Consider the following 13,716-nt stretch of genomic DNA (forward strand, 5'->3'; position numbering starts at 1 on the left):
AGCGTGAAAAGCAGAAGGAGTTGCGTGAGATTGCATAAAAAAACAGGCAAAAATGGTTAGCAAAATTGATACCATGCTGTTTGCCTGTTTTTCGAAAACTCGAGTATATATAGAGCCTACGCATAAACTAAGTTTTCAACTTTTGTTATCAAAATAACACCACGACATCTCTTAATATGTATCCTCTTTATATTGCATGGTAAAAGAAAGAAGGAGGGCGGCTCCGCCCCCTCCTCAGACCTCCCCTGCAAGGGGGCCAGCCCCCGTGACCCCATCTTACCATGCTTTTTAAGGAGGATACGCAAGAGATTTAGAAATATCTCTGGTAGCATTATTATTCGATAAACCATATGGAGACGGCGTTATACATACACATTCCGTTTTGTCTGAGGAAATGCGGCTACTGTGACTTCTACTCGATTGTCCTGGACACCGGCGTGGCAGGGCAGTACGTTGAGGCATTAAAGGTGGAGCTGCTCCTGAGACGGAGTGAGCTTGGCCCGCTGAGAAGTATCTTCATAGGGGGTGGTACGCCCACGGCCCTGGAGGGTGAATGCTTGGCAGGACTGGTGGCGTTTATCCGGGAACACTTTGAACTGACCACCGACGCCGAAATCACCACCGAGGCCAACCCCCTGACCATTGACCCGCAAAAGCTCGCCCTGCTAAAAGACGCTGGTATAAACCGCCTGAGTGTCGGTGTGCAGTCCTTTGACGACGCCATACTCAAGACGCTGGGCAGACTGCATGACGGTAACCAGGCCAGGAGGGCAATTGAGACCGTGGCCAAGGTCTTCAGCAACTACTCTGTAGACCTGATCTACGCCGTCCCCGGTCAGAGTACTGACAGTTGGCATTCGACGTTGGTTGAGACTGTAGCCTGTGCCCCCTCACACGTATCGGCCTACGAGTTGACGCTTGAACCCTCCGTGCCACTTGCCAGTGCAGGCTTGACCCTGCCCCCTGAGGATGTGGGCATTGAGATGTTTGACCTTACCGCCGGTTATCTCACCGCAAACGGATACATACACTACGAAATATCCAATTATGCCCGTCCCGGGTATCAATGCCTCCACAACCTCAACTACTGGCGTGCCGGTGGATACGTTGGCGTAGGGGCAGGGGCACACTCATACGCAGGTGGCAGGAGGTTTTCAAACATCGCCAGTGTCAACGATTACATCAGGGCCATCTCCGGCGGTACGTTGCCGGTTGAGGGGGTGATTGAAATAACGCCCCCGCTTGCACAACAGGAGACTATACTCCTGGGACTGAGGACTATCGAGGGGGTGAGGGCCGTCATGAACCCCATTATTGATGAACTGCAGGGGCAGGGACTGGTGAACTTCAATGACGGCATTTTACGCCTTACGCACAGGGGGATGCTCCTGAGTAATCGGGTAATAGCGCAGGTAATTGCTGACTTGGGATGATTGCCGCAGAAAGAAAATTTTTCCTGGCACTGTAAAAATTTTTCACCTTATTCCATGCTAACCCCCTTGTTAATTATCATAAGTAGATATAACTTAGGAGGATATTATCTTGGCAGGCGTAACAACACAGACATCATATTTACGCATTGGCATTAAAATTGCAACTCCAGTACCGGTTTACTTTAAAATGGCTGTAAAATGATAATGGAGGTGCAATATGGCATTTGTAATTCAAACAAACGTGATGTCGCTAAATGCTCAGAGGAATCTGAGAAAGACGCAGCCGATCTTAACTGAGGCTATGCAGAGGTTATCGTCTGGATTCAGGATCAACTCGGCAAAGGACGATGCAGCAGGATTGGCAATTTCAACAAGGATGACGACGCAGACACGCGGTCTGACGGTTTCGGTGAGAAACGCTAGCGATGGTATCTCTATTGCCCAGACGGCAGAGGGTGCAATGGATGAGATAACCAACAACCTGCAGAGGATCAGGGAGCTTGCCGTCCAGGCCATGAGCGGTCAGTACGGTGTTACGGATGTATCCTACATGCAGAACGAGGTTAACGCCTTGGTTGAGGAAATCGGCAGGATATCAGAACAGACAAAATTCAATGACAAGAGGCTATTGGCCGGTATGTTTAACACCAGGTTGCATGTAAGTTATGCTGCCAGTGATTCAGGCATAAACGTCATTATTGGTTCGATGCATACCGATGCCCTTGGCGGCAGAATATTTACATCTACAGGTAAGAATGGTGCTATGGCGTACTTAAGGGACATACACAGTGCCACTACCGTTGGTGTAGATCAGGTAGGCGATAACTCCTTTGTATCCAGTAATGGCCAACCCGTAACATGGAGTTACACGGCAAGAGCTAATATAACCTATTCCGGCATTGCTTCACTCTACGTTGCAGATTCTACCAATGCGGCGGGTTGGTCGTCGCGGGCGTCTAACGCAATCGCCATAGTAGATGGCGCAATAAATACTGTCTTGTCGGAGAAGGCGCAGCTTGGTGCAAAGGCTAATCAGATGGAGGCTATAGTACGAAATCTCGACAATGTTCTGGAGACAACATATTCCGCACGTAGCCGAATCCTGGATGCAGACTTCGCATTAGAGACGTCCAATATGACAAAGGGCATGATACTACAACAGTCTGGTATTTCGGTCTTGGCACAGGCCAATAGTCAGCAGCAGAACATACTTGCCCTGTTGAGGTAGTTTATTTGTAATAGTGCAGGTATACATATAGAAAGATTGCACTGTGAACAAGATATTATGGGGTCAAGGGGACTTCTTTCTGGCCGGGGCGGGTGCGACAATTGAGCCAGGGGCGGCTCGCCCCCCGCTGCGACAAGATTGCGGCTCGCCCCTCCCCTTGCAGGGGATCTGAAGGGGGGCAGCGCCGCCCCCTTCTTTGTCTTTTCTTCTTAGGGGGGTGTAGTGGGTAGAGCACCCCCGCCACAAACCGCCCATTTCTTTTCCCAATGCATCCACGAGTTTCCTATACCCTGCTGTCGCCTGTCGTTGCCTTTACAATAGCAATCCGCTTGTTGTACAATAGTGGCATGAAAAAGAAAGTAGCTATAATCGGAGCAGGACACGTGGGCGCCTCCACGGCGCAGTTGTTGGCGTATGAGGCGGTGGCCGACGTTGTCCTTTATGACGTAGTTGAAGGAATGCCGCAGGGGAAGGCGCTTGATCTGTCGGAGGCCTGTCCGTTGTATCGCTCCTGCGTCTCGATAACAGGAACAAACCACATGGCTGATATCCAGGGCAGCGATATTGTCGTAATAACCGCCGGCATTGCACGAAAACCGGGCATGTCACGTGACGACCTCTTAACCACAAACGCCAACATATTGCGCGGCGTAAGCACGGAGGTTGCAAGGTACTGCCCCAACAGCGTTGTCATCGTGGTCACCAACCCCATGGACGTGATGGCGCAACTGACCTGGCAAACAAGCGCCCTGCCCAAAGAGAGGGTCATGGGCATGGGGGGGATACTGGACTCCGCACGTTTCAGGACGTTTGTGGCATGGCAGTTGAACGTATCCCCAGAGGCCGTAGAGGCCCTGACGTTGGGCGGACACGGCGACCAGATGGTGCCGATGCCCAGGTTTACAACCGTCAAGGGTGTGTCAATCACACATCTGCTGTCAGAGGATGTCATCAAGGGGTTGGTCGAGCGTACCAGAAACGGTGGTGCGGAGGTGGTATCGCTCCTTAAGAGTGGCAGCGCGTACTATGCACCGGCGGCATCAACGGTTCAGATGGTACGGGCGATACTCTTTGACGAAAAGCAGGTGTTGCCGGTGGCCTGTCTCCTGAGTGGGCAGTATGGCGTTGACGGTGTCTTTGCCGGAGTGCCTGCGGTCTTGGGCAAGGATGGGGTGGAGAGGATCATAGAACTTGACCTCAATCAGCAGGAAAAGGCCGACTTTCAGCGCTCCGTTGACGCGGTCAGGGGGTTGTTGCAGAAGCTCGGCTTAAAATAAGCACGGAAGGAGTTTAAATGGAAAGGACGTTGTCCATTGTCAAGCCCGATGGCGTTAAAAAGAACGTGATCGGCGAGGTAATCAGCCGGTTTGAAAAGGGCGGCTTCAGGGTCGTGGCCCTAAAGATGTTGAACCTGTCAAAGCAGGAGGCAGAGGGGTTTTACATAGTACACAAGGAAAGGCCGTTTTATGGCAGCCTTACGACTTTCATGTCAGAGGGACCGGTTGTCGTGATGGTCTTGGAGGGTGAGGGTGTGATAGACAAGGTCAGGGCGATCATGGGCGCCACCAACTACAAAGATGCAGCGCCAGGGACGATTCGTGCAGACTTTGCCACCGACATCGAACGAAACGTCGTCCACGGTTCCGACTCGGCTGCCTCGGCGGCGTTTGAGATACCGTACTTTTTTTCGGCCCTGGAACTAGTCCGGTAATAGCCGGCAGGGACGGTAGGGCAGTAAATACACGGCAGGGCATATGTTCTCAGAAGTTGATTTAAGCCATCGTATAACCGAACGCACGGCTTCGGCAACCGGGTGCCCTCCCGTTGCCGGAGACTGCTATGTCGATCAGGATGGAGTCAGGAGGTGCATTCAAGGCTTCTATTCAAAGAAACCGGAACGTAGACTAAGGTATAAAAATGTCAAAGAGCAATTTCCTGATGATAAATATGTATATGATAACCTCGCAAAACCTTTTCTAAATGTTGAGACTAAAGTTGCTGATTATCGCAGATATAACCTTGAGTTTTTAGGCAAGAGGGTTGAAGAGAAAATAGATAAGCTCTATATGTTAGATGATACGTATCGAAAAAAACTAAGAACAGCGTTGGAAAAAAAAGTAGAAGGAGTTGATACCTTCTCGATTATGAACGCGCTGCACCGGGATGGTTATGATTTGTGGCTTACAGGTGGAGCAGTGCGAAGTGTGTTGTTAGGCGATCAAATGGAAAGGCTATTTGTGATCTCAAATAGGGTTGGCTATCTTGACAGGACTCGAGATAGTGACACATTTGTCTTGAATACATGGAGCCCAACAGAATATGGCGACGATGAAACAACCTACAGAGATTACTTTGACGATAAGTTGGACGGATATAAACATGCCCTAATAAAAATAGAAGATATGGATACTACTGCCTTGGGGTTGGTTCCACAAGATAGTAATGATAAGCATTTTGTAGAAATTGATTACTTTAATTTTCCCATCGAATGTGACGAAAAAGGCTTGAACGCTGTGATGATTACTGAAGGAATACTTTCAGGTGAAAACAATAATTATGATGACTTACTTAAAAACATTGTAGAACTTACCAAGCATGACGGAGTATCCTTGAAGTTTGCAATATTTCAACGACTATTAGAATATTTTCATACGAACGAAATACCTGAGCCAGGCAAACTGTATGAGCTTCTGCCGTGGGAATTCTTAGAGAAATATCTTGAGTATTTGATACTCTTGATCTCTAAATTTACTGACAATAAATACAAAAAGACGTCTAATATTACATCTGACGATCTTCCGGATTTGATGTTTTACTTTTCATCAGTCAGTAGGAATATTTCCTATAACTTATTGCCTCTGGTTGAGGAAATGGAAAAGCTCGGTGGAAAAATTTCATAGTGATGATAACGAGTTTTTTGAAGAGGTTGTACCAAATTACATAACAACCTTAAAGTTACTCTCTTTCTGCAGAACAATAGTAGCAAAAAGAAAGTATTGACTTATATAGATGAAGGATTAGGGTCTATTGCAGAAAAGAAGAACTTATTATCTGCTATTGAGATTCTTTAGAAACACTTTTTAATTTAATAAAAAATGATTTCACGAAAAACCAAACAGAAAAGGGGGGCGTAAGCAAGCCGTATGAAAAAAACAGCCTTTATTTATGACGATATCTACCTGACGCACTTGATGCCGGAGTTTCATCCGGAGTCGAGGGAGCGGCTGGTGGCCATCATGTCCAAGCTCCGTGGGTCGGATGTATGGCCGCAACTCATTGCCATGTCGCCGGAGAAGGCGTCCTTTGAGGACATCGAGACGATCCACGACAAGCGTTACATCGAAAAGGTCAAGAATTTCGGACACGGCTACCTCGATGCCGACACCTATATGTCCGAAAACACCCACGAAGCCGCCCTCTACGCAGCCGGGGCCATCATCACCGCCATCAGGGCCTGTAAGGCGGGTGAAATAGAGCGGGCGTTCTGCGCCGTCAGACCCCCAGGACACCACGCCGAGGCAGACAGAGGAATGGGCTTCTGCGTCTACAACAACGTGGCCATCGGGGCACGGTTTGCTCAAAAGCTCGGCTATGCCAGGGTCTTTGTCATAGACTTCGACGTACATCATGGCAACGGCACGCAGCACTCCTTCTATGGCGATGACACTGTCTTTTACTTCAGTACGCACCAGTATCCGCACTACCCGGGAACCGGCTCTGCATCGGAGACCGGCTCAGGCAAGGGCAAGGGCTATACCTACAACATCCCCATGAACTACGGCGCAGGCGACAAGCAGATGCACGAGGCCTACCACGACAAATTGCACGAGCAGGTCAGTGCCTTCTCTCCGGATATCATCCTGGTCTCCGCAGGCTACGACATCCACAAGGATGACCCCCTGGCCGGCTTCATGGTCACCGACGACGGTATCCGGGACATCGTAAGAGGGATACTCAGTGCCAAGACAGACATCCCCGTGGTCTTCACAATGGAGGGGGGCTATGATCTTGACGCCATCTCAACCGGGGTGTTACTCAGCGTCAGGGAGTTGCTTAATTATCCGTAAACGGATTGTATACTTAATACTTTACGTAACGAGGTGCATAATGAAAGTATATACGTCAATGCAGGCAAAGGTCGAGTTAGATGGACTCCTGGAGTACATATCCTCATCCCGTCAGCCGGTGCAGATAAACGGCCAAAACAGTGCGTGCGTCCTGATATCCGAAGACGACTGGCAGGCAATTCAGCAAACTCTGTATCTGTTCTCCCCGCCCGTGCTGGATAAATCAATAGATTAAATACAATAAGAGGGTTAAAAGTTTTTTATGTGGTTTGCTAAAAAAAAATAACCCTTTGCAGGAGTAAAGAGTATGAACAATGACTACTACATAGACGTTGTAACAAAGAACATCCTTACAATGTTGTCCGAGCACATATCGGATGCAATCTCCGACCAGGTCATCAACATCATGAGGACGGCAATGACACAGGTGGATACAAAGATCGGTATCATCTCCGACAGCATAAACAGGGATATGAGCAACTCCATCCAGGACAAACTCAGTAGCCTCAAGGAGCACCTGCAGGAGATCGACACCCTCAGAAGCGAGCAGGACAACATGAAACAGACGCTGACCACAATGGCCAAACAGCTCGACTCCTTTGCCCAGTACGTAAAGGATGGCCTGTCCTACCTCACCGGAAAACTCAGGAACTCCATCGATAACCTAGAAAGCCGTATGCTCCAGTCCGAGGACAAGGCGATTTCGGAGATGGCAGGTTCCCTGGGGGTTATCTCCGAAACTATGGCCGACATCAAGGGGGCCTTGGGGGGTATCTCTGAAACAATGTCCGACATCAAGGGTTCCCTGGGGGAGAGCAATAAGGCACAACTGGACGCCCTCAGCTCACTCATCAGGGATGTGGGAAGCAAAATTACGTTTATAGACGTAAAGATCGAAAACTCACTGGGTGCCATGCAAAAAAAGATAGCCGAAATAAAAGAGACCGAGCAGTCACTGACCACTGCCAACGCACAACAGATAGAGCTTATCCGGATGGTGCTTGAAGGCGAACTCAGAAATGCGGACATGTTGGCTCAGAGGCTCGAAAGCAGCAAGCGCGAAATCAGCGACGGCCTCATGCGCCTCAAGGCCATGGCCGACACCGATAACTCCGCTCAGTAAGAGGACCCCACGCTGCAATATCCCCCCTCTCTTTGATGGGAGGGGGGAGGGGAGGGTGATAAATATACGGTTATCACTACTTGTTCAGGACTACCCTTATCGAAATCATGATTAAGCAACGATCAATTCCAGTGGGACAGGGTTGTCTGTTATTGCAGCAGTCTTGCTCACATAGAGCATTTCTATGCCTATGATCTTGCCGCCGCTGTTTTTCTTCAGGATAACGCCATCGCTAACCTCCTCGCATATATGTTCGTCACCAGGATCACCGAACCAGATATCCATGGTATCGAGTTCCTTATGGTAATAAACCGTCATTTTACCCATATTATCTCGCCCTCCTTTAATTTTAAGTATATCACAAGTATCAACGATTAACAACTCATAAAATCTTTAAATGCTATTGACCTGATTTCAACTGTCTGATCTAACCAGACGACGCCTCATCAAGGCAATGCTGCTCTGAGAAACGATGACAGATAAATGATCACAGCTTGACTATCCATAGGTGACATGCTTATAATAAAAAGACTAAGGCAAGTTTATTGACTATGAAGGGTAGCCAAAATGGATAATAAGACGGAAGAAGCCAGTTCCATCGTCAGTGCTTATTGAAATCGCCATAAAGATTTAACCAACTACCCTGACATAAACTTTATAAGTAATTGAAAGGACAGATAATTTGGAAAACGAAGATATCAAGATACAGGAATTTCTGACTCAAATCAGCAAGATCGTCTCACGCCTCAAGGCCCTGAGGATAGACCAGTTCAAAAACCGGATATCCAACCTCCAGCACAACATAGATAACTTTGCCGTACACAAGGTAAAGAGCGGCCTTGTTGGTATAACCAGCTCGGGTAAGTCCTCCGTCCTCAACGTGATCCTGGGGGCGGGTACCAAGATACTCAAGGAACAGAGCAAGGCCACAACCAACATGCTCGTCTTCTGCTCCAAGGCCAGGGAGCCTGAGATGGAGATCATGTTTGAGGACGGCAACTCGTTAAAGAAAAAGGGCAGAGAGGCATTTGACAAGTCCATCTGGAAATATACCTCCGAAGACGAAAACCCCGGCAACAAGTTTGGCGTAAAGTACCTCAAGCTGGGTCTGCCCACGTTCATGATGGATGACAACATAGAGTTGGCCGATACGCCAGGTCTTGACGCCTACGGCCTCAAGGAACACGAGGACCTGACCCTGCGTGAGTTCCTGCCCCAGGCCGACCTTATCATCTACCTGTCGTCGATCAGAAGCCCGATGAAGGAGGCCGACCGCAAGATACTCAACAAGATAATGGATGCCGACCAGAAGATCGTCTTTGTCCAGACCTGTAAGGGGGCCGTTGTGGAGGGAGACCTCTCCAGGGACGGTGTTGAATCGGTCGATAAACTCCTGGAAAAGTACAAGGCGGAGTTTGAAAAACTCATAAGTCCATACTCACGCCTCAAGGATGCCCCGATAGTCCAGGTCGAAACCACGATGGCCGGCAGATATTTTAAGGACAACAACAAGGCTGCCTGGGAGCAGTCGGGTTTCGAAGAACTGGTACTCGTCATCAGGAGCGTGGCCAAGCAACTACAGTTTGAGTACACCCTGAAGAACCTCAAAAAGGTCGTTGATGAGGTCAACTCGCTCATAACCCTCCTGTTGAGTGCGATCAAGGAGGAGGCCGGCAAAAAGAACAGCATAGATGAACAGGCCGAAAAACTCGATAAACTCAAAAAATACGCCGCAAAAATAAAACACACAAAAGACCAGGTGGTCTCCCTCTGGAAACAGAAACTCGATACCAACGTGATGTTTAACGAATTCCAACACGAGCTGTCGCGGGTATACTCGTTCCGCTACGACTTCAATCCGATGCACGATACGGAGTTTATCATGAAGGCCAGGGCGATTGGCGAAAAGATGCAGAGCGTCAAGGCCAACATGCTCGACAACCTCGACAATGCCAAGGAACGCTTCAAGGAGTGCTTTGACGACGTCGGACTGGACGTCAGACGCACGGACATACAGAGTGGCAGCGTAAAGAGCTTCTACCTGCCAAACGTTCAGAAGCGGCGCATGTCAACCTCCAAGGCCGGCGGCGTCTCCACGGAGTCGCTGTTGGGCAAGGGCAGGGAGGTCTCCTTTGAGTACATAGACAAGTCACGGTTCATAGAGGACCTCAGGGAATCGCTGGAGATGTTTCTCAAGCCCCTGGTAGGGCATCTGCAGTGGTGGGACAACACCATGTCGTTTTCGTTTGTGGATCCCATTGAGCACAAGATAAGCTCCATCGAAGACGACATCGCAAGCATTGAGCGGGGCGGCAGCTACAACGACGAACAGTCCAAGTTGCTGGTTGCTATCAGCAAGGAGCTTCATGGCAGCGTGAAGGAGGTTTCGTACCTCTTTGACGTTGACGTTATGGAGCAAAAGTTCCCGGTCTACACCAAGAAATCGCATTTCAGAAAGGAAAAGGCGGGCTTTGTCAATCTATTTCTGCAACTGTGCAGTCGTTTCTATGAATCGCTGTTTCACAACTATTATATCAGGAAGCTGTCTCAGTACTCCACCGAGCGGAACAAGTCCGTCATATTGATATCGCCGGCGCCGGAGACGCAGTTTAGCTTTTTGAACCGCCTGCTGAGGCTTCAACCGGATGCCGCCCACCGCTTGCACACTCTGACCCCACCATACGTCCTAAACCCGCGCAGGGCAGGCATGGACATCCCCACGCACATGATCGATGGCGAGTTCTCCGACTGGCTGACCTTCTACGTACTTGGCAACGATGAGGCATCGCTGTCGGCGGCAAAGTCCAACGACCTCTTCCAGCGTGCCGACGTAATCCAACCGATGATCGACGACCTGCACAGGGTGGGGTCGGCCCTGGTGGACATCGTCGAACGCAACCTGTTCTTTGACCTCATGAAGGGCCAACAGAAGAAACTGCTGCTGACGTATCCCGGCGGGGCGCACTTTCAAAAGGACCGCCTGCACATAATGGTCGATGAGGCCATACCCGAGGTCAACAAGGTCTTTAAGACCACCTATGCCCAGTGGTTTATATACGAAAGCTATGAGGTCAGGTACAGCTACTTCTACGAACTTGTCTCTACCATGACCCACGAAAACGTGCAACCGGAGGAGTGTCTGCAAAAGTGGACCAATATGGGCATCCCCCTCGATGAACCCTTTACGCAGGAGATACTGTTAGAGCAGTTTGCCGAGCTGTTTTAAAAAAAGCATGGTAAAAAGAAGGGGTCAAGGGGACTGGTCCCCTTGCGGGGGGTTCTGAAGGGGGGCGGAGCCGCCCCTTTCTTTCTCTGAGAGGGAACTTAAATGGCGAGCATCCTGTCCAGTGCGATCCTGGCGGGATGACGGATATAGTCTTCCACCCTGATGATATTCTTCATTTCGACCAGGGCGTCGTAAACACTCTGTAGGTTGGTCTTTTTCATATTTGGACAGAGCATGTCCTTACGCAGGGGGTAGAAGGTCTTATCGGGGTTTTCCTTTCGGAGGCGATACATAAGCCCCACCTCCGTGCCGACGATGAACTCCTTTGCATCGGAGGTCTGTGCAAAACGCAGCATCCCTGATGTGCTTGTAACGTGGTCGGCCAACATCAGAACGTCCAGTCTGCATTCGGGGTGTGCCATGAGCATGGCGTTGGGGTGTTCGCTTCTGGCCTTTTCCACGTCTGCGGGTCGTATTCTGTCATGGACGTGGCAGTAGCCATCCCAGGCAATTACTTCCTTGTCGGTGTTTTTGGCCGCCCACATGGACAGGTTTTTATCCGGTATACAGATGACCCTGTCTGCGGGGAGCGAGTTGATAACCTTGACGACGTTGGCCGACGTGCAACAGATATCGCTGTGTGCCTTGACCTCGGCAGTGGTGTTGACGTAGGCAACTACCGGTGTGTCGGGGTACTGTTTTCTGATGTCATCGAGCGTAAACTCCGGGGGATATACATACTGCGGCGGATTGGAATATCCGGGAAAGGCTCCGTATATTTCACGCTGTGAGTTGACCGTGACCATCTCCGCCATCGGACAGAAGGCATTGGAGGCCGGAAGCAGGACGGTCTTGTCGGGTGAGAGGATAGCAGCACTTTCGGCCATAAACCTCACCCCACAGAAGACTATGATATCAAAGTCCGTATCCGCCGCCTTGCGCGATAACTCCAGGGAATCACCCGTGTAGTCGGCGATATCCTGCACGTCGTCAATCTGATAATTATGGGCAAGGATGAGGGCATTTCTGTCCTCCTTAAGGCGCCGGATATCTTCCTTCAATCTCTCATTCCCTGCCATGCCTAAAACCTTCCGCCTGACTGCCCGGCACTACGCACCGCCGTGTTCGTATACAGCACCGTGCCATCAGACATGAGAACTCGACTGATATTGCTGACAACACTGCCCGCAACGGGGCCATTGTAAAGCCTGTAAGCACCATAGCCCCCTCCGACGTTGCCCCCATTGTAGCTGTTCATGACCCTGTTGACATAGAGCCTGGTCTCCATATAGGGTGGTACGCCACCATAGCGTTGCACCGCCTCAGGGCCGGCATTATAACCGGCTACGGCCAAGGTGACATCACCGTTAAACCGCGACAACAGATACTTCAGATATCTCATCCCTCCGTCAATGTTTTCAACGGGGTCGTAGGGGTTGACAACCGACAGCAGGCTTGCCGTACCGGGCATCAACTGCATCAAGCCCATTGCTCCCTTTGGCGATACGGCGGCACTGTTCCAGTTAGACTCGGCCTTTATGATGGCCTTAACAAGCACAGGGTCAAGGCCGTGCTTTTTCGATAACGAGTCAACGATTGTTTCATAATCCGCACCGAGGCCAATCATTGCGATAGAGGGTGGCTCTATGCGCGGCATTGGCACTTCAGCGCCTGATGCCTCCCTGGCTGATTTATCCGTTTGGGCGGCAACAACACTTGGCTTTGCAGGGGATGGCTTATCGTGCCCACGTTGTACGGCGGCTTTTTTCACCCCCTGCCGATGCATGACATACTGCCGGGCCGGTACATCAGCCCGTGACTTAACCCTTGCCCCTTTTATCGGGACATCCGTATAGTACACCACACCCTCATCATCCACAAACCTGAATATCTCCGCATCAACAGGCATGGCCATACCCAAGATCACGGCTGCTGCAAAAATCACCGTATGTACTCCCATCCTTCCTATATACAATACCTGTTTCCTGATTTTTTCATGTCATTGTCATAGTGTTTGCAACAATCCATACGAAAATACCATCCTTTCAACAATTTGTATATATATCGGCAAGAAGGAACAGAAAGTTTAAAGTGATTCTTTATGCCTTCTTGATGAAAAAGGATATAGCGTTGCCGCTTTCCTTAGTCTCCAGCAACTCGTGCCCCAACCTGCTCAACAGCGCGGGGATGTCGGACTTGGACCCCGGGTCGGTTGAAATCACCTCAAGCACCTTTCCGGACTCAATCCCGTCAAGGGCCTTCTTTGTTTTTAACACAGGCATCGGGCAGTTCAGCCCCTTAGTGTCCAGTACCTGATCCGCTTTTATATCTGACATGAAAAACCTCCTGATGAAAACATTTTTTTATCGACCAATGGTCTGTTTACGTTCTCTGTATATATAATATTAAACACCAAAGGCCATGGCAATGTCAACCGTGCAGGGCTATCGCCTTTGAGCGTAAGAGAAAAGACGCTACTGTCGCAGGCAAATCCGCAGACAATTAATACAGACAGTAAACTCAGTCATTGCCCTGCAGGTACAATCTCAACTGGGCTACCGAAGCGGATTGCTTGATACGATCCCTGAACTCATTGAGTCTGTCTATCTTATCAAGCCCCCTGACCATGTTCATAAGTT

Annotated in this window: 13 protein-coding genes; 9 read left to right on the forward strand and 4 right to left on the reverse strand. The window is 49.8% G+C overall.

The genetic code is table 11. The features are described from left to right. Positions 1–350: 350 nt before the first annotated feature. The 8 genes from hemW (at position 351) to HWQ67_RS04490 (ending at position 7,851) form a co-directional block, all read left to right on the forward strand. On the forward strand, positions 351–1,433 hold the full coding sequence (hemW, locus tag HWQ67_RS04455) for a radical SAM family heme chaperone HemW (protein WP_218251443.1): 1,083 nt from the start codon (positions 351–353) through the stop codon (positions 1,431–1,433). A gap of 217 nt (positions 1,434–1,650) precedes the next feature. Further along, on the forward strand, positions 1,651–2,661 hold the full coding sequence (locus tag HWQ67_RS04460; RefSeq protein WP_218251444.1) for a flagellin: 1,011 nt from the start codon (positions 1,651–1,653) through the stop codon (positions 2,659–2,661). Positions 2,662–3,008: 347 nt separating this feature from the next. After that, the gene (mdh, locus tag HWQ67_RS04465) at positions 3,009–3,938 is read left to right on the forward strand and encodes a malate dehydrogenase (RefSeq protein WP_218251445.1); all 930 of its coding nucleotides are present in this window, start codon (positions 3,009–3,011) and stop codon (positions 3,936–3,938) included. A gap of 17 nt (positions 3,939–3,955) precedes the next feature. Beyond that, the gene (gene ndk / locus HWQ67_RS04470; RefSeq protein WP_218251446.1) at positions 3,956–4,372 is read left to right on the forward strand and encodes a nucleoside-diphosphate kinase; all 417 of its coding nucleotides are present in this window, start codon (positions 3,956–3,958) and stop codon (positions 4,370–4,372) included. 43 nt (positions 4,373–4,415) lie between these two features. Beyond that, on the forward strand, positions 4,416–5,561 hold the full coding sequence (locus HWQ67_RS04475) for a hypothetical protein (protein WP_218251447.1): 1,146 nt from the start codon (positions 4,416–4,418) through the stop codon (positions 5,559–5,561). Between the two features lie 243 nt (positions 5,562–5,804). Beyond that, positions 5,805–6,728, forward strand: coding sequence for a histone deacetylase family protein (locus tag HWQ67_RS04480; RefSeq protein ID WP_218251448.1), 924 nt, complete (start codon positions 5,805–5,807; stop codon positions 6,726–6,728). 40 nt (positions 6,729–6,768) lie between these two features. Next, entirely contained in the window at positions 6,769–6,963 is a 195-nt protein-coding gene (locus tag HWQ67_RS04485; protein WP_218251449.1) for a type II toxin-antitoxin system Phd/YefM family antitoxin, read from the forward strand. A 72-nt stretch (positions 6,964–7,035) separates the two neighbouring features. Continuing rightward, entirely contained in the window at positions 7,036–7,851 is an 816-nt protein-coding gene (locus HWQ67_RS04490) for a hypothetical protein (protein ID WP_218251450.1), read from the forward strand. A 111-nt stretch (positions 7,852–7,962) separates the two neighbouring features. On the opposite strand, the gene HWQ67_RS04495 is transcribed toward HWQ67_RS04490, so the two are convergent. Then, on the reverse strand, positions 7,963–8,178 hold the full coding sequence (locus HWQ67_RS04495; RefSeq protein WP_218251451.1) for a DUF2283 domain-containing protein: 216 nt from the start codon (positions 8,176–8,178) through the stop codon (positions 7,963–7,965). 355 nt (positions 8,179–8,533) lie between these two features. Between HWQ67_RS04495 and HWQ67_RS04500 the strand changes: the two genes are divergently transcribed. Beyond that, positions 8,534–11,077, forward strand: coding sequence for a dynamin family protein (locus tag HWQ67_RS04500; RefSeq protein ID WP_218251452.1), 2,544 nt, complete (start codon positions 8,534–8,536; stop codon positions 11,075–11,077). A 98-nt stretch (positions 11,078–11,175) separates the two neighbouring features. Here the strand turns inward: HWQ67_RS04500 and nadA are convergent, their stop codons facing one another. The 3 genes from nadA to HWQ67_RS04515 all read right to left on the reverse strand — a co-directional run bounded on the left by nadA (position 11,176) and on the right by HWQ67_RS04515 (position 13,413). Continuing rightward, positions 11,176–12,156: a quinolinate synthase gene (gene nadA / locus HWQ67_RS04505; protein WP_218251453.1), complete on the reverse strand. Its 981-nt coding sequence runs from the start codon at positions 12,154–12,156 to the stop codon at positions 11,176–11,178. A 2-nt stretch (positions 12,157–12,158) separates the two neighbouring features. After that, positions 12,159–13,022, reverse strand: coding sequence for a lytic transglycosylase domain-containing protein (locus HWQ67_RS04510; RefSeq protein ID WP_218251454.1), 864 nt, complete (start codon positions 13,020–13,022; stop codon positions 12,159–12,161). Between the two features lie 154 nt (positions 13,023–13,176). After that, on the reverse strand, positions 13,177–13,413 hold the full coding sequence (locus HWQ67_RS04515; protein ID WP_218251455.1) for a sulfurtransferase TusA family protein: 237 nt from the start codon (positions 13,411–13,413) through the stop codon (positions 13,177–13,179). Between the last annotated feature and the right edge of the window lie 303 nt (positions 13,414–13,716).

It is taken from the genome of Candidatus Magnetobacterium casense (genome assembly GCF_019173545.1).
GTDB lineage: Bacteria > Nitrospirota > Thermodesulfovibrionia > Thermodesulfovibrionales > Magnetobacteriaceae > Magnetobacterium > Magnetobacterium cryptolimnobacter.